Here is a 17497-nt window from a genome sequence, read left to right on the forward strand (position 1 = left end):
TATAAGTTGTGAATATTGAAAAAGATATGTTAATTTTTCATTAGGAAGAGAAAAAGGAGTGATTTTCATGAATGAGATGATACATAAAATGGAGCAACACGTTTCAGTTCGTAAATATAAAGAAGAACCTATTCCGAAAGATGTAGTAGAAAGAATGGTGCAAGCTGCGCAGCATGCTGCGTCCTCGCATTTTGTACAGGCTTATTCTGTTATATATGTAACAGATCAAGACCTAAAGATTAAACTAGCAGAGCTATCCGGAAATCGTCACGTGAAAGACTGTGCAGCATTCTTTGTTTGTTGTGCAGATTTAAAACGACTTGAAATGGCATGTGAAAAACATGGTACCGAGATAAAGCATGAAGGAGTAGAAGATTTTATCGTTGCGACAGTAGATGCTTCACTTTTTGCGCAAAACTTAGCGCTAGCAGCAGAATCGTTAGGATACGGTATTTGTTATATTGGTGGTATTCGTAATAATCCGAGAGAAGTGAGTGAACTGCTTCATTTACCTGATAAAGTATATCCTGTATTCGGAATGACAGTCGGCGTACCAGATGAAGATCATGGAGTGAAACCACGTTTACCGGTAGCAGCAGTTCTTCATGAAAATGGATATGATGAACAAAAATATGATGAATTACTAAACGAATATGATGAAACGATGAACGCGTATTATAAAGAAAGATCATCAAACAAGAAAAACGTAACATGGACGGAATCAATGAGTTCGTTTATGTCTAAAGAAAAAAGAATGCATATGAAAGAGTTCTTAAGTGAAAAAGGATTAAATAAGAAGTGAGTAAAGAGGCAAACCTGTGATGTAGGTTTGTCTTTTTGGGAAGGAGAAATACCTAAGGCCAGAAAGTTGTTTATTCTTTCTGAACTTAGGTATTTTGTTTGTTATCATATACATAGAAATAAAAATTAATAATTTTTTACAAAAGTGATAGAAAATGAGAATGAAATGCCAATAGTAAGTAAAAGCGGCATAATAGCCGCTTTTTATCGTTTTATTTAGTATTTGATTTGAAATGTTTATCTTATGAAAGAAAGATTATTGCTAATTGTAAACTGTCAATAAAGTTATTTAAGTTTTGATATGGAATACCCTGCCGGAAAATACAGCAATAATTTTGTTTGAACATATCTGTTATGGCGCAATCTAAAGCATCTTCTATAACAAGTTCAAACTTTCAATAAGAAGATAACCCCCTGTACAACTTAAAAGAATGTACGTAAATATTTTAAAAATCCGTTGATTAAGCCATTTAAAAATAATTTGACCTATAAACAAACCTAAAAATACAATTGGAATGGCATAAAAACTTGATTCCCAAATGGTTTTGTTTGTGCCAGTAAAGAGTATTTGAGTTACTAGGCTAATGAAATATATAAACAAATAAAAAGCTAATGTAGTTGCTCTTAACTTCTCTTTTTTAGTATCAGTTCCTGTAAAATAAAGTAACAGGGGTGGGCCGGGCATACCGATACTTGTCGTTAAAAGACCAGATAATCCACCAACTATGAAATCTCTAGATTGTGTTGATCTAATCTTAACGTTGCATATTAGCAATAATGTTAATAGTAAGAGTAGGATGCTAACTGCTAATTTAAAAGTGTTTATGTTAACGGAAATGAAAATTAAAATGCCAAAAGGAACACCAACTATACTTCCAAAAATAAACCTTTTCAGTAGAACAAAATCAACGTCCATTCTTATTTTCCAAATGAGTGAAATGGAAATAATTAAAGATAAAATAATGTTTATTTGTATAGCTTCTTGTGGTAGAAATAACATAAGTAAGAAAGGGATTGCCATTATGGAAAAGCCAAAACCTGTACTTGCTTGCAGAATAGAAGCCACTAATATAATACATACGAAAATGAATGTGATACCCAAAACAGCCCTCCTATTTAATCAAGTTTAACTAGTTAAAGTCTATTATTTAAGTGCAATATTTCACAAACTCATTTGTATTTTAACATAAATATCTAGTTTTTTCTCAAATAGTATTGCCATATAAGGCTCTTTAACTAAAAAATCCGACTTACATTTTGAAACAATTTTATTATGGGGAAACAAATAATGAATGGGATCAAAATGTATTGATTATCATTAAATTATTCACTGAGATCCCCGCGATAAAACAAGAACAGCCATATAAAACTTACAAAAATACAGCATGTAGCTAATAAACTGCCAATCATTTGAGGAGAAAGAATTTCTAACAGCCCTCCTGTAAAAAACATCGATAACTGAATAAGAGATCCGTAAATAGAATAATGGAATGAAAAAACTTTACCTATCATATTTTCGTGTGTGTAAGTTTGAAGTAATGTCGTATCAAGTGGAACGATGATTCCTCCTGCTATACGCATACAGAATAAAGTAATGATACCGATAATAAGTTGATCGGATAGAATGAATCCGAGAAAGAAAATTCCTTGTAATAAGTAGGCCCAACCGAATACTTTTTTCATTTTTTCTTTATTATGGGATATATAAAGATTAACGAGAAGGCTTCCTATCATAAGCCCAGCCCCTTGAACCGTATATAAAATCCCAATGTTCGTATGGAAAATTTTTTCGGCATAGATCGTTAGAAGTAGTTGATAAGCGCCTCCAATAATGCCCCATGAAATGCCGACAAGAATTAATGTTAAAATGATTTTTGTTTGTAATATGTATGTATAACCACCTTTTATATCAGTGAAAAATGCTTTGTTCTTGTTACAAGTAACATGAGCAGGAATACTCATGTTATAAATAAAATAGGCTGAAATAAAGTATGATAGGCTATTTACTAAAAAAGCGAACTCAATATGTAAAGATTGTGCAATTACTCCGCCCAAAGAAGCCCCCATAATAGACATAAAACCATTAATTGTACTAGAAAGAGAGTTAGCAGTTACGAAATGATTTTGGTGTACGATATTTTTTAAGGTTGCTTGTTTAGCTGGTTCAAATAAACAAGCAAGTACAGATAAACATATATTAGCAATGAAAATAATCTCAATTTTATAGCCTGCGAGTAAGTATGTAAGGACTAGAATTCCCCGTGTAATATCGGTGAAAATCATAATATTCTTTTTAGAGAAACGATCTACAATTCCGCCTATGAATGGACTAAGAAGAAGCTGTGGTAAACTTTTACTTATAAAAGTAAGTGCGATCATAAACGGCGATTCCGTTATGCTGTAGACAAATGTTAATAAAGCTACCGTATGGAACCAATCCCCAAGTACACTTAATGTTTGCCCATAAAATAGTTTATTGAAGTTTTTATTTGTTTTAAGAAGTGTGGAATAAGAAACTGACATAAATAGATTATTCCTTATGTAATGACGATGTTTGAATTTGTTCTTTCCACTCACTTAAATACACTTTTTCCGCTGTAGGAAGTCCAACAGGTAATTGTGCAATCAATTCTAAACTATTTCCATCAGGGTCGTTAAAGTATACGGCTGCATGTGCTAATTCCGGAAAAACAATCGGTTCAATTGGTTCCATTCCAAAGTCTTTTCGTGCTGAAATTCCTTTTTGATTTAGCCAATGAATCGCATTTTCTAAATCATGTAAACTTACTTGAAAGGCGATATGTCGTAAAGAGGGGTGATAATTCACTTTGTATTCTGTGCCTTCCCAAAGGCCGAGCCAACTCTCATTTTCTTTAATCCAAAAGAAAGCAATATTATCGCCTCTTTTATATAATTTTAGCCCTAGTGATTCATAAAAAGGTATTGATACTTTTAAGTTGCGGACAGGTAAATGTGCTTCGTAAAGACCTCTAATCATTGTAATCCCCCCTTAGTAAAAATGTTTCTTATTCCATAGTAAACAATATGTTGTTAGTTGAAATCGCAAATAAGAGGGATATAAATTCATACGAAAGTATGAAAAAAACAGCTCAAATATGAGCTGTTTTTTTATAGTTTTTCGTTCATTTGTCAAGGGTAGGATATATTAATATCCGTATCCGCCGCCACCCCAACAGCTACATCCGATGATGATTAGAAGGATGAATAGTACGATAAGCAAAGCAAATCCACCGCCGAAACCAGCGCAACTTCCACCATAACTCATATGTTTTCCTCCTTTTTAGTAAGTTAATCTATATGGTTCATGGACTACTATATACAGTATGTTTTTTGTATAGAAAACGAGCCAGTCTCATTTATAATTAGACAAATGCCTGTAGATTCATTAGGATTGCATGTTAGTGATTTGTAAATAAACCTTTACGTAATTCATAATTTAGGCATAAAAAATAAAAAATTGTAAAAAAAACCATTTTCTTATTTTTTTATGAGAGAATATGTACTATAATTTTACAAGTAATATTATGGGAAAAGGGAGTTTTAGTATAGAGATGGAGATGGGACAATTAAAAAATAAAATAGAAAACAAAAAGAAAGAGTTAATTCAACTTGTTGCGAGACACGGATTGGATCATGATAAAGTTTTGTTATTTAGTCGTGATTTAGATATACTTATTAATAAGTTTATGAACATAAAAGACAAAATGCATAAATAAAAAATTTATAGTTTTTTATATTAAGATATTTCACAGAAAGGAGAGGACAGTAATTGGAACATTTACAGGAAGAATTGTATAAACAAATAAAAGAAGAAAAAGGTACAGTTACAATTTTCTTAAAGAGTGGCGTTAGAATAATAGGAGAAGTTGTTGGAGTGGATAAATTTACACTTTTAATCTTAGTGGATGGAAAACAACAGCTTATTTATAAGCAGGCTATATCAACAATAATGAAATAAGACACTCTTGTTGAGTGTCTTATTTCATTATTGCTTGCATGCCTCAACATCAATGCCGGCAGCAATTAACTTCTTTTCTCCATCTTGTTCAATGATTTTTTGTAATTTAGATAGGAAAGAATCAAAGTTTGTATGCTTTGCTACTTGGAATGTCATTTTATGTTCAATTGGTAGCCACGTATCAATATCAGCTTCGTTATGCTGGATTTTCACCTCAAGTTTATCGAGTGCATTAGCAACTTTTGCTTCGTACGTTTCTTTCGCTTCAAACTCCATCCATAAGTCATATAATTCCTCACCGAGAGAACCTGTTAATGTTTGTTTAATATTTAAAATAGCTTCTAGTTCATTTTTTTGTTTTTGTAGCTGTAAGTCATGACTATTCATTGTATCAAATGCAGGGATATCACCAGCTTCGGCTTCGACTAGATCGTGAATAATAACCATTTTAAGTAATTTCTCAATACTTACTTTTTGATCCAAATAAGGTTCAACTAAAATGGCCATTAGAGACATGCGCCATGTATGTTCGGCAACACTTTCTTGACGTCCGTTGGAAAGCCAGCTATGTCGCATTTCATATTTTAGTTTTTCTGCTAATGCAATGACTTGTAAAATGTTGTGTTCCATCGTGATCCTCCTCATTTATTCATACCATAATTCTAATATAGAAATGAAATGTGTCAATTTCATGAGTATATTGCGATAAACAGATGATAAGCGTATAATACATGTTATATGTGAAAACGTATTATTAAAATAAAAAAATGTTATATAAAAATGGAAAGGAAAGGGCAGAAATATGGGAGAGAAAAATCAAGTATTAGCTAGACCACAAAGAAGAAAAAGGAAGTTTGATATTTCTAGCCCAGTGGGCATTATAGTAGGTTTCATTATAGTGATAGCGGCAATTATGCTTGGCGGCGGTGGAATAAAAGCTTTCAAAAACTTTTTAGATGTTTCATCTATTTTAATTGTCATAGGGGGAACAACAGCGACAATTGTTGTGGCATATCGATTTGGAGAAATAAAAAAATATACGAAAAGCATTTTTACTGTTTTACATAGAAGAGAAGAAGATTTAGAACAGTTAACGGATTTGTTTGTCGATTTTTCGAAAAAGTCTAAAAAGCACGGCTTGCTTTCTTTAGAGGTAGATGGAGAGCAAGTGGATAATCCTTTTATTCAAAAAGGAATTCGATTAATGTTAAGCGGTTACGATGAAGATGAATTAAAAGAAGTGTTATTGAAAGATATTGAAACGGAAGTGTATGAGTTAAGAAAAGGAGCAGCATTATTAGATAAAATTGGTGATTTTGCTCCAGCTTGGGGCATGATAGGGACTTTAATTGGTCTTATCATTATGCTCCAAAACTTACAAGATACATCGCAAATTGGTACAGGGATGGCAGTTGCGATGTTAACGACATTATATGGGTCTGTACTTGCGAATATGATTGCAATCCCTCTTGCGGAAAAAGTATATCGTGGTATTGAAGATTTATATACAGAGAAGAAGTTTGTAATAGAAGCTATTTCAGAATTGTATCGTGGACAAATCCCTTCTAAATTAAAGTTGAAACTGGATACATACGTATACGAAACAAAGGTAAAAAAGGTAAAAGGAGCAGCCTAATATTTCAAGGAGTGGTATGATGAGTAAAGGACCGCAAAAGGGATCGCCTCGTTGGATGACGACTTTTACAGATTTAACGATGTTATTATTAACTTTCTTTGTATTACTAGTTGCTACATCAAAGCAAGATGCAGTAAAATTGTCAAAGATGCTTGAAAAGTTTAGTGATACGGAGCAAGTAGATGCAAAAGTAATGGAAAATACAATACCGGATATTTCACATGAAAAAAATGATGAAAAAATGATTTCAAAAAAGAGAATGGATGAATTATATAAGAAGTTAAAAGCGTATGTAGATAATAACGGTATTAGTCAAGTGAATGTATATCGAGAGGATACAGGGGTAAGCGTCGTTATAGTAGATAATTTAATATTTGATACAGGCGATGCGAACGTTAAGCCCGAAGCGAAAGGGATAATAAGTCAATTAGTTGGATTTTTTCAATCCGTACCTAACCCAATTGTTGTAGAGGGACATACAGATAGTAGACCTATTCATAACGAGAAATTCCCTTCTAATTGGGAGTTATCTTCAGCACGAGCGGCAAATATGATTCACCATTTAATTGAAGTGTATAATGTGGACGATAAAAGGCTAGCTGCGGTAGGATATGCAGACACAAAGCCAATTGTACCAAATGATTCACCGCAAAACTGGGAAAAGAACCGTCGCGTTGTTATTTATATAAAAGAGTAGTATATTGTTATTTTAATAATAAAATAATAAAAATACGAAAATTCTTTTAAAAAAATATTAAATTTTATCATTTTATTTTGTATAATGAGTGAGAATGATAAGGTGAAATATTAAGATATATTTATACATAGAAGGAGAGAATTAAAAAGAATGGCACATAAAATTTTAGTAGTAGACGATGCGATGTTTATGCGAACGATGATTAAAAACTTATTAAAAAGTAATGCTGAATTTGAAGTTATTGGCGAAGCAGAGAATGGGGTAGAAGCAATTCAAAAGTATAAAGAACTTCAACCTGATATTGTAACATTAGATATTACTATGCCAGAAATGGACGGGCTTGAAGCATTAAAAGAAATTATTAAAATTGATTCAAGTGCAAAGGTTGTTATTTGTTCTGCAATGGGACAACAAGGTATGGTATTAGATGCAATTAAGGGCGGGGCAAAAGACTTTATTGTAAAGCCATTCCAAGCGGATCGTGTAATTGAAGCTTTAACAAAAGTAGCAAATAGTTAATATAGAAGGGGTGCCACAAGGAATCAAAACAGTGATAGCGGATCGACGTGTGGCCCCCTTTTTTCTCATTGTAAAACACTAAATTGTTATACATAAATGAAATGTTTGTTAGACAGGTAGGGGATAAAAATGCAAACAGATCTATTAAATATATTTTTCGAAGAGTCAGAAGAACATTTACAGTCGCTAAATGAAAATGTGCTAGTGTTAGAACAAAATCCTGCTGATATGGATGTTGTAGGAGAAATATTCCGATCCGCTCATACATTCAAAGGTATGTCTGCGAGCATGGAATTTACGGAAATGGCTGATTTAACGCATAAGATGGAAAATGTGTTAGATGAAATTCGTCATGGAAATATAGTTGTAAATGCGGATATTATTGATGTGATTTTTGAGTGCATTGATAATTTGGAGAAGATGGTTGCAGATGTGCAACAAGGTGGAATGGGCAATATTGATGTAGCCTCAACTAAACAGAAATTAGAAGCATTATTGAACGGCAATGTAGAAACTCCTACGGAACATATAGAGCAAAATCATATAGACACCGATGATGGAGTTTCGCATGAAGTGCATATAACAGTTGAACAGCAAGCGATTTTAAAAGCAGTACGTGCCATTATGTGTATTGAAGCATTGCAAAATGTAGGGAATATACAAAAAACAGCTCCGAGTATTGAAGAAATTGAAGCAGATGCTTTCGGATTTGAATTTACAGTATTTATGGATACGGATTGTAGTATAGAAGAGTTGAAACAAGTAGTACTTCATGTTTCTGAAATTGAGAAAGTGGAAGTAAAGCAAGGAGAACCTATATCGAAGGAAGTAGCTTCTAAAAAAGTCGTGACACAAGAAGTTGTGCAAGTAGAAGAAAAGCTACAACCTGCTGTGGTTACGCAAGTAAAATCACCGATAGAGGCAACGAATCAACCTTCAAGTACTATGCCAGCTAAAAGTACTACAAAAACGAAAAATGCTAAAGTGGAGAATCGTTCAATTCGTGTTCAATTAGAGAAAATCGAAAGATTAATGAATATGTTTGAAGAAAGTGTAATTGAACGTGGGCGCATTGATGAATTGGCTCAAACAATTCAAAACAAGGAGCTAATTGAACATTTAAATCGATTAGGCGATATTTCAAAAGATATTCAAAATGTACTATTAAATATGCGTATGGTGCCGATTGAAACTGTGTTCAATCGTTTCCCGCGTATGGTACGTATGTTAGCGAAAGATTTAGGGAAAAAAATCGATTTACAAATTACAGGTGAAGATACTGAAGTAGATAAAATTGTTATTGATGAAATCGGTGATCCGCTCGTTCATTTAATTCGAAATGCAATCGATCACGGTGTTGAAACTGTTGAAAAACGACGTGATGCAGGTAAAAATGAGACAGGTACGATTAAATTAGAAGCCTTTCATAGTGGAAATCATGTCGTTATTCAAATTACGGATGATGGAAACGGTATTAATAAAGGGAAAGTATTAGAAAAAGCGATTAAAAATGGCGTTGTAACTGAAGCGGATGCGAATAGATTAACAGATCGTGAAGTGTTTGATCTTATTTTCCAACCAGGATTTAGTACAGCTGAAGTTGTATCAGATCTTTCTGGACGCGGTGTCGGATTAGATGTTGTAAAACATACGATTCATAGTTTAGGTGGACATTTAATTATTGATTCTGAGGAAGGAAAGGGAAGTACATTTAGAATTGAACTTCCATTAACGTTGTCTATTATTCAATCTATGCTTGTTCAAACGAATGATAAGCGTTATGCTTTACCTCTTGGAAATATCGTTGAAGCAATTCGAATTAAGAGAGAAGACATCCAATCCTTACAAGGGAAAGATGTGTTAAATTATCGTAATCAAATTATTGAAGTGAAACATTTAAGTACTGTATTTGGTGAAAAAACAGTAGATGAGGCGTTTGCGTCATATGATGGTCAAATGGTTCCTGTGTTAATTGTTCGTAATACACATCGCAGCTATGGACTTATTGTAAACACAATTATCGGTCAAAGAGAAATAGTCTTAAAGTCATTAGGTGACTTCTTTGCAGAGAGTTCTAACTATTTCTCTGGTGCGACGATTCTCGGTGATGGACGAGTGGTCCTCATTTTAAACCCAGAAGGTTTATAATAGGAATGAAGGAAAGCTCCCCACTTGTATACAATTGGGGAGCTTTTTGGCTAATTGCTACGAATCTAATAATGGGATACATAGTAACGTTTTATACTAATGAGTTTGCTAAAATAAGAGTTTATATTATTTGATAGAAAAACAGAAATGAGGAGGCAGGGAAAATGCCTGAGCAACACACAAAAGGGGATACAAGCACGATTGTGCTAGAAAAAGAAAATGAGCATTTAACGCCTCAAGAATGCGATATTCTTGGCGAAATTGCAAATATATCATTTGGTTCAGCTTCGACTGTATTATCAACAATTTTAAATAGGCAAGTAAGCATTACTGCTCCTCGCATAGAGTTGGTAGATTTATATGATTCAAGAGATGTCGAAGTTCCACATGTTGTATTAAACATTCATTTTACAAAAGGATTAGATATGGAAAACCTTCTTGTCCTTAAGCAAGATGTTGCATTATCCATTGCTGATTTAATGATGATGGGAACAGGTGAAGTGGAGGACGGAAAAGAACTTGGTGAATTAGAGCTAAGTGCTGTACAAGAAGCGATGAATCAAATGATGGGATTCGCAGCTACATCTATGTCGGAATTCTTCCAAGATACAGTAGATATGTCTCCGCCGACGATTAAAGTTGTAAAGTTATCAGAAGAAATGGAGAAAATCTCTGAAATCGATGGGAATCATACGATTGTTAAAGTGTCGTTTGATTTAAAGATAGATAATCTTGTAAACTCTAAACTTGTACAAATTGTTTCAGTTGAGCATGCGAAACAAATGGTAAATAAATTAATGCAATTATCTGGTGAAGTAGAAGAAACAGTCGAACCATCAGAAGTAGTGGAAACTGAGATTGTAGAAGAACAAGTTGAAAAAGAGCATTTAACACAAGAAGAGAAAGATGTGCTTGGTGAAATTGCAAATATTTCAATTGGTTCCGCTTCAACAGTATTGTCAACGCTTTTAAATCAGCCAGTTACAATTAGTACACCAAATGTGGAAGCAATTAATGTTCGTCATTATGATGGAGTACCAGTGCCATTTGTTATTTTAAATGTCGACTTTGTTGAAGGGCTAAAGAATGAGAATGTATTCGTATTTACGAAAGATGTCGCCTTAACAATGGTAGATTTAATGATGATGGGAACAGGGGAAGTCGATCCGGAAAAAGAGCTTACTGAATTAGAACTGAGCGGTATTAAAGAAATTATGAACCAAATGATGGGCCATGCTGCTACGGCGATGTCAGAAATGTTCCAAGAAAAAATGGACATGACGCCGCCAAATGTTAAATTTGTAACGTTAAAAGAAGAAATGGAGTATTTGGGAGAGTCAATGGAAGTGGACGAACTCGTTCAAATTACGTTCAATCTTGAAATTGGTGATCTGCTTCAATCGAAAATGTATCAAATTTTGCCAATTTCTGAAGCGAAAGAAATGGTAAGGCGACTTCTGTATCCGATGGTGGAAGAAGAAGAGATTGCCACAGAAGAAATTGAAGAAGAAAAAATTGTAGAACCAGTTGTGCAACCTATTGAATTTAAAGAAGTAAAACAAATGGAACCAGTATATATGGACACGTCCATTCTACAAAATGTAGAAATGAACGTGAAATTTGTATTTGGAAGTACAGTGAAAACGATTCAAGATATATTAAGTTTACAAGAAAATGAAGCAGTTGTGCTAGATGAGGATATTGATGAACCAATTCGTATTTATGTAAATGATGTATTAGTGGCGTATGGTGAACTTGTAAATGTAGATGGATTTTTCGGAGTAAAAGTGACGAAATCACTATAAGGCATTGAAATAGGAGTTTGAACTAGTAGATGAAAAACGTAAAGTTTTTTCTAATGAGTTGGCTATGCATACATGTATGCTTGTTCTTCCCCTTGCAAAGTCAGGCTGAGGAACAAATTGAGTCAGATCAAAAAATAAATGAAGTGAATGTACAAGAAGAAAATAAGGAATCTCAAGAATCGTCAGAGCAAGTGGAAACGAAGCAAGATGAAGAGAAACAAAAAGAAGCAGAACAACAAGAAGTAGTAAATAAACAATTGAGTGAAAGAAAGATAGAAACAGAACAGGGAATTATTACAGTAAATAAGCCGGAGCTTAAAGTTGGCGAAGAGGTGCGAATTGCTGTAGAACCAAATGGGAAAAACATTCAAAGTATGAAAGGTATATTGCAGTTACAAAAAAATGGGGAGCAATATGCGCAAGAAAGAATGTTATCTTTTGAGTATGATGAAGAAACGAAGAGCTGGGTTGCTAACTATAAAGCAGGGGATTTTGATTTGCAAGGTGATTGGAATCTTCAGCTCGTTCAAAGTTACAAAGAGAATGAGAAAGAAGAGCTCATAAAAAATGAAGTGAAAGTCCCGCTCATTCGTATTAAAAATGAAACGCCAACTATAGATAAAGAATTGCCAAAGTTACAGAAAGTTACTATTGATGAAGTAAAAGAGAACTTAGTTGAACGAAAACAGGGAGATTCTATACATATACGAGTAAAAGCATCAGATATAGAATCGGTTGTAAAAGAAGTGCGCGTTACATTAAAAGGGAAAGAAAATAAAGAGCTTTCGTTTTTATTAGACTACAACAAGCATGATATGGATTGGCAAAAAGTATTTGAAATAACAGAAGCATTGCCGGCTGGGCCATACGAATTACTTGTAGAGATAATAGATGCAGCAGGTAATAAACTTGTTGAGGAAAGTGAATATACCATTTCTGTTTTGGCGCCAAAAAATGAAGATGATAAAAAGATAGAAGAGAAAGAAGATAAATTAGATAAATTAGATAAATTAGATAATAAACTAGAAAATGAATTAGAAGATAAGAAAGAAAATGAGAAGCAAGAAGATTCCAAAGTCAAAAACCCGGTTCCAGAAGAAAATTTGCCAGTTGTTCAAATTCCGAAGCGAGATGAGAAAGTAAATAAGTTTATAAAAGAACCGTTGAAAGAGAAAGAGGAATTTACTTACGTTATAAAAGAGCCGTTCGAAGACAACAAGGAAGTACATAAGGCGAAGGACCAAAAAGAGAAAAATAACAAACAAGTTGCCTCTAAAAAGAAAGAACAAAAAGAAGAACCGAAAGACAAGAAAGAAGAAAAAGGTGAACAGGGAGTGCAAGCTTCTGATGTGTTTACTATCATGTCAGGTTTATTCGTACTGTTTTTAGTTTTAAAGAGTAATAAAGAATGGGGCTAATTATTTCATAGTAGTGGAGGCGCTTAAATGGAGATTAAACGTACGACAATTGAAGATAAGGCGTTACAACCATTAAAACAGCCTGCAGCTATTTCGGAGCATGAAATCCAGAAAGAACGAAAGCGTAGCAATTTAGTGTTTACTGGACAGTCTAAAATTATTTCGAAAAATAATGAAATAGGCATTTTACTTGCAAGTTTAAGTGATGGAAAGATTATGAAGGAAATGCTTTCTAAAGAGATGGATACAGTGTTACAACTTTTTAAAAAGTTACATACGTTATCTGGAGAAGGTAAGCAAACAGAAAAAATATTTGAACAAGTAATTAGAAGCCTACAAGGGCTTGTTAAGCAGGCGCATATAAAAGAACTTCCTTTGTTAGATGGAACATATGATTTCGCTGAAGTACAACTATCATTTGGTAGAAAAGTACATATTCCTTTACTAGATGTAAGTGCACTTATCTCTAGAGTGGAAAGTGATTCTTCAGAAGGAAATATAAATTTGATGGTAACGGTTATTACTGCTTATATAACGAAATTGTCTAACGAAACAATTTTAATTAGCGTTACAGACCGCATTGCTAAAGATCGGGATGTAAGTGTATGGAGAGCGCTTGCGGAAATGAACATGACACAATTGTCACAGGCGTTGAAACAAACGATGCAAGAACATAAATGGTCTATGACGTTTCTTTTTCTCTTCATATGGATTGTCGGTATTATTTTAATTCGAGTTATGTAAAGAGGTCGTCACTCCATTGTGACGACCTCTTTTATATTTTTTCGTAGAAGAATGTATCAAATCGCTGAAGATTGTAACGTTCGGGTGTTAAAATTTGTTCCGTACTACCAACAAATAGTACACCGCCTTTTCGTAAAGAACGACTAAATTTTTCGTAAAGTTTTACTCTTGCTTCTTCTGTGAAATATATCATTACATTACGACAAATAATCAAATCATAATTTGTATCGAATGACTGCATTAAAAGGTCATGTTGTTTAAACGAGACGTTTTGTTTAATGTTTTGATGCAATGAATATAGACCATTCTCTTTTGTGAAATGACGTTCTTTCAAATCAGTAGGTAATTCCTTTAACGAACGTTCTGTATATTGAGCGCGTTTTGCGGTTTCTAAAATATGAAAATCAAGATCTGTTGCTTGAATTTCAAAACGAAATGGAGCTAGATGCTTTGATAAAATTAAAGAGAGTGTATATGGTTCTTCACCAGCAGCGCAAGCGGCACTCCATACCTTTAATTTTCCGCTATTTTGTTCGAGTAATTTTGGTAGTGCTTTCGACTCTAAAGTTTGCCATCGTTCTTTATTTCTAAAAAACTCTGAAACGTTAATTGTAATATAGTCAATAAAATTTAAAAATAAATTTTGATCAGCGCGTAATTTGTTTAAAAAATTAGTGTAGTTTTCGAAGCCTTTTCTCGAAATGAAAGCATCGATTCTACGGCGCATTCTATCTTGTTTATATGAAGCGATGTCCATATTGAATTGTTGTTTAAAACTCGCGATAAAATGATCATAATCTTGTTCAATTATCATATTTACAATGGGCACAATAATGGTATTGTGCCTCCCCCTTTACATCATACGAATTTTTTGTTCAAAGCTTTTTTTCATTTGCTTTTCATGTAATCCTGGTAAATCATAAATGACAGCATCAATACCTGCTTCTTTTGCAACATCGACAGGGATGACAGATGTATGTTTGTCACCATTATAAAAACAGAGAACTAAATCAGTGTCTTCAATAATTTGTTTAACAAAAAACATATAATCTGATCGGTAAATGGAGTCGGAAGGATGATCAAAAGCAACATATTCGGCTCCGTGTTTTTTTAAGTAATCAACGACTTCTTGAAATTCATCTGTAATTGCTTGCAATGGTTGCAGCGTGTAAAGGCATAAATTTTGAGCGAGTCTTTCATTCTCAACGAAAAAACGAAGAACCTCATTTTCAATAGATTTATAACATAATATGTAAATTTTATGTTTGTGAGCATAGTCAGTTAAAAATTTTTTAATTTCTTCTTGATCTAATGCTGTTAATTGATTTGAACCACAAAGGAAAATATTCATAGAATTGTGCCACCTCATGCTAAATTGTAACATATCTTTTATAAAAAATAACTGCAAAATATTACTGTTCAGAGTATAATTATAAATAACTGGATTTTACGATTAAGTTTAGGAAGAAATAAAAAAATAAATAGGTGATATATATGCTACGTTCTATCTCGCATAATCCAATTTTATCGCATATACCGCCTGCTACTCAAATGCCGAAAGAAGCAAATGTCAGGACAGGACTTGCATTTTCGGATAATTTGCATGCAGATCCGAAAAAAGATAAATTGCTAGAACAAATGGAAGCGTTTGTCGATAATATTGGAGAAATTAAAGAGAAAATTGAAATGGAATTAACGCTTGATAATGTAATGGAATACAAAAATACAGTAAAATCATTTTTGAATTTTTACGTTGATAATGTATTGCAGTATAAAGATGTCATGTCTCGTCACCCGCGTTACGGATATTCACAGAAAATGACGATTGTGAAACAGGCAGAAATGGGATTGAATGAATTAGAAGATGTTATGAATTTAATTAATACGAAAACAGGACATTTAGAAATGTTAAATCAAATTGGAGAAATCCATGGTTTAATTGTGAATTTAGTCTTGTAAAAGAAAGGAAGCTATATGTACATACAATTATATGAAAAACTCGTTATTATTCAAAAAGCGTATGAAAATATTCAAGCGCTTGGAGAGCAAATATATGATAATTTAAAAAATAAAAATGTAAATGCAGTTCAAAAGTTGCAAGTAGAGCAATTGCAGTACATTGATGGTTTAAAAGGGTTATCAAGCTCATTTGAAGAAATGGTTGTTCAGTTCTGTAAAGAACAAGGGGTTGAATCGTTTCGTGTAAGTGCGTTATTTTCGTATTTTTCTCAAGAAGAAATTGAAAAAATGGAAGAATTACAAAAAAACGTAACTGAATTAGAAGAGAATGTAAAAATGATTCTTTTGAAAAATCAATATTACTTAAACGTACTATTAAAAACTACAGAAAGTATTGTGGATTCTGTTTCTGAATATAACTTAGAGCGAAACAATAATTCGCAAATCTTTATGAATGAACTATTGTAAAGGAGAAGTGAAGCTTTATGAGATTATCTGATTATAATACACCGCTATCGGGTATGTTAGCGGCTCAAATGGGGTTACAAACAACGAAACAAAACTTGTCTAACATTCATACACCGGGTTATGTTCGTCAAATGGTGAATTACGGATCTGTTGGAGCAAGCAATGGTCATACGCCAGAACAGAGAATTGGTTACGGTGTACAAACGCTAGGTGTTGACCGTATTACTGATGAGGTAAAAACGAAGCAGTTTAATGATCAATTATCTCAGCTCTCTTACTATAACTATATGAATTCGACTTTATCACGTGTAGAGTCTATGGTTGGAACGACAGGGAAGAATTCATTATCTAGTTTAATGGACGGTTTCTTTAATGCCTTTCGTGAAGTAGCAAAAAATCCAGAGCAACCAAACTACTATGATACATTAATTTCTGAAACTGGGAAGTTCACAAGTCAAGTGAATCGTCTTGCGAAAAACTTAGATACAGTGGAAGCACAGACAGCAGAAGATATTGAAGCGCATGTTAATGAATTTAATCGTCTGGCTGCTAGTTTAGCAGAAGCGAATCATAAAATTGGACAAGCGGGTACACAAGTGCCGAATCAACTTTTAGACGAACGAGATCGCATCGTTACAGAGATGTCTAAGTATGCAAACATCGAAGTATCTTATGAATCTATGAATCCTAATATCGCGAGTGTTAGAATGAATGGTATTTTAACAGTAAATGGACAAGATACATATCCACTTCAATTAAATAAAGAAAAAGACCCAATGTCAGTTGAGATTTACGGTTCAGAAATCTCTGTAACTAGCGGAGCGATAAAGTCAGCGATTGATACGAAAGCAAAGATTGTTGATTATAAAAAAAATCTCGAAGACTTAATGAGTTCAGTGAAAAATCAAGTGAATACAGTGATGGGAAAAGATTTCTTCGTTGGAGATTATGCGAAGGATATGAAGTTAAATCCAGAATTCCAAAAAGATGTTTCGAAAATGAAAATATCTGCTGAAACAGCAAATAAACTAGCAGCAATTACAGATGGAGATTATAAAGAAGGTCTTTCTTATAAACAAGCATTAGACCAATTTATAGTTCGTGTAGCCTCTGATAAAAGTGCAGTGAATGCTTATCAAAAAATTCATGGCGACTTACTAGAAGGTATTCAGCAAGAAAAAATGAGCGTCGAAGGGGTAAATATGGAAGAGGAAATGGTAAATTTAATGGCCTTCCAAAAATACTTCGTCGCAAATTCTAAAGCTATTACTACGATGAATGAAGTGTTTGATAGTCTATTTTCGATTATTCGATAAGTGATAG

20 protein-coding genes are annotated in these 17497 nt (G+C 33.4%); 13 read left to right on the plus strand and 7 right to left on the minus strand.

Annotated features, from left to right (window positions below; all coding sequences use genetic code 11):
* Positions 1–67: 67 nt before the first annotated feature.
* Positions 68–802 (plus strand): oxygen-insensitive NADPH nitroreductase, encoded by a 735-nt coding sequence (gene nfsA, locus MR112_RS02080; RefSeq protein WP_001004524.1) that lies wholly within the window; start codon positions 68–70, stop codon positions 800–802.
* 375 nt (positions 803–1177) lie between these two features.
* Here nfsA and MR112_RS02085 read toward each other — a convergent pair whose 3' ends face one another.
* The 4 genes from MR112_RS02085 to MR112_RS02100 all read right to left on the minus strand — a co-directional run bounded on the left by MR112_RS02085 (position 1178) and on the right by MR112_RS02100 (position 4087).
* Positions 1178–1903: a sulfite exporter TauE/SafE family protein gene (locus MR112_RS02085; protein WP_242244741.1), complete on the minus strand. Its 726-nt coding sequence runs from the start codon at positions 1901–1903 to the stop codon at positions 1178–1180.
* 221 nt (positions 1904–2124) lie between these two features.
* Entirely contained in the window at positions 2125–3324 is a 1200-nt protein-coding gene (locus tag MR112_RS02090; RefSeq protein ID WP_033696134.1) for an MFS transporter, read from the minus strand.
* 7 nt (positions 3325–3331) lie between these two features.
* Entirely contained in the window at positions 3332–3799 is a 468-nt protein-coding gene (locus tag MR112_RS02095) for a VOC family protein (protein ID WP_033696135.1), read from the minus strand.
* Between the two features lie 168 nt (positions 3800–3967).
* Positions 3968–4087 carry a YjcZ family sporulation protein gene (locus tag MR112_RS02100; RefSeq protein WP_000120179.1) on the minus strand — a complete coding sequence of 40 codons (120 nt, stop codon included), beginning with the start codon at positions 4085–4087 and terminating at the stop codon, positions 3968–3970.
* A gap of 232 nt (positions 4088–4319) precedes the next feature.
* Here MR112_RS02100 and MR112_RS02105 point away from each other — a divergent pair, with 232 nt between their 5' ends.
* Together MR112_RS02105 and hfq are read left to right on the plus strand one after the other, a co-directional pair.
* A complete protein-coding gene (locus MR112_RS02105; protein WP_000291687.1) occupies positions 4320–4538 on the plus strand; it encodes an aspartyl-phosphate phosphatase Spo0E family protein in 219 nt (72 codons plus the stop codon).
* A 53-nt stretch (positions 4539–4591) separates the two neighbouring features.
* A complete protein-coding gene (hfq, locus tag MR112_RS02110; RefSeq protein ID WP_000400663.1) occupies positions 4592–4780 on the plus strand; it encodes an RNA chaperone Hfq in 189 nt (62 codons plus the stop codon).
* A 27-nt stretch (positions 4781–4807) separates the two neighbouring features.
* On the opposite strand, the gene MR112_RS02115 is transcribed toward hfq, so the two are convergent.
* Positions 4808–5410: an HD domain-containing protein gene (locus MR112_RS02115; protein WP_000400779.1), complete on the minus strand. Its 603-nt coding sequence runs from the start codon at positions 5408–5410 to the stop codon at positions 4808–4810.
* Between the two features lie 172 nt (positions 5411–5582).
* On the opposite strand from MR112_RS02115, the gene MR112_RS02120 reads away from it, so the two are divergent.
* From MR112_RS02120 to MR112_RS02150, 7 genes are all read left to right on the plus strand, one after another.
* A complete protein-coding gene (locus MR112_RS02120) occupies positions 5583–6416 on the plus strand; it encodes a flagellar motor protein MotP (RefSeq protein ID WP_000504191.1) in 834 nt (277 codons plus the stop codon).
* 19 nt (positions 6417–6435) lie between these two features.
* Positions 6436–7113, plus strand: coding sequence for an OmpA family protein (locus tag MR112_RS02125; RefSeq protein ID WP_000033625.1), 678 nt, complete (start codon positions 6436–6438; stop codon positions 7111–7113).
* 150 nt (positions 7114–7263) lie between these two features.
* The gene (locus MR112_RS02130; RefSeq protein WP_000940568.1) at positions 7264–7632 is read left to right on the plus strand and encodes a response regulator; all 369 of its coding nucleotides are present in this window, start codon (positions 7264–7266) and stop codon (positions 7630–7632) included.
* 129 nt (positions 7633–7761) lie between these two features.
* Positions 7762–9780: a chemotaxis protein CheA gene (locus MR112_RS02135; protein WP_001192618.1), complete on the plus strand. Its 2019-nt coding sequence runs from the start codon at positions 7762–7764 to the stop codon at positions 9778–9780.
* A gap of 164 nt (positions 9781–9944) precedes the next feature.
* Positions 9945–11585 carry a flagellar motor switch protein gene (locus MR112_RS02140; RefSeq protein WP_001115005.1) on the plus strand — a complete coding sequence of 547 codons (1641 nt, stop codon included), beginning with the start codon at positions 9945–9947 and terminating at the stop codon, positions 11583–11585.
* Between the two features lie 29 nt (positions 11586–11614).
* Positions 11615–13003: a transglycosylase gene (locus MR112_RS02145; protein WP_242244742.1), complete on the plus strand. Its 1389-nt coding sequence runs from the start codon at positions 11615–11617 to the stop codon at positions 13001–13003.
* A 27-nt stretch (positions 13004–13030) separates the two neighbouring features.
* On the plus strand, positions 13031–13747 hold the full coding sequence (locus MR112_RS02150) for a hypothetical protein (protein ID WP_086389329.1): 717 nt from the start codon (positions 13031–13033) through the stop codon (positions 13745–13747).
* Between the two features lie 31 nt (positions 13748–13778).
* Here MR112_RS02150 and MR112_RS02155 read toward each other — a convergent pair whose 3' ends face one another.
* The gene (locus MR112_RS02155; RefSeq protein ID WP_021728666.1) at positions 13779–14561 is read right to left on the minus strand and encodes a CheR family methyltransferase; all 783 of its coding nucleotides are present in this window, start codon (positions 14559–14561) and stop codon (positions 13779–13781) included.
* A gap of 39 nt (positions 14562–14600) precedes the next feature.
* Positions 14601–15098 (minus strand): flagellar motor switch protein FliG, encoded by a 498-nt coding sequence (locus MR112_RS02160; RefSeq protein WP_001020110.1) that lies wholly within the window; start codon positions 15096–15098, stop codon positions 14601–14603.
* Positions 15099–15241: 143 nt separating this feature from the next.
* Here MR112_RS02160 and MR112_RS02165 point away from each other — a divergent pair, with 143 nt between their 5' ends.
* The 3 genes from MR112_RS02165 to flgK are packed head-to-tail and all read left to right on the plus strand — an operon-like array spanning position 15242 to position 17490.
* Entirely contained in the window at positions 15242–15706 is a 465-nt protein-coding gene (locus MR112_RS02165) for a YaaR family protein (protein ID WP_000946323.1), read from the plus strand.
* 15 nt (positions 15707–15721) lie between these two features.
* Positions 15722–16174 carry a hypothetical protein gene (locus MR112_RS02170; RefSeq protein WP_149215433.1) on the plus strand — a complete coding sequence of 151 codons (453 nt, stop codon included), beginning with the start codon at positions 15722–15724 and terminating at the stop codon, positions 16172–16174.
* A gap of 17 nt (positions 16175–16191) precedes the next feature.
* Positions 16192–17490, plus strand: coding sequence for a flagellar hook-associated protein FlgK (gene flgK / locus MR112_RS02175; RefSeq protein WP_001239713.1), 1299 nt, complete (start codon positions 16192–16194; stop codon positions 17488–17490).
* Positions 17491–17497: the final 7 nt, after the last annotated feature.

Source organism: Bacillus cereus group sp. BfR-BA-01330 (assembly GCF_022663885.1).
Taxonomy (GTDB): domain Bacteria; phylum Bacillota; class Bacilli; order Bacillales; family Bacillaceae_G; genus Bacillus_A; species Bacillus_A cereus.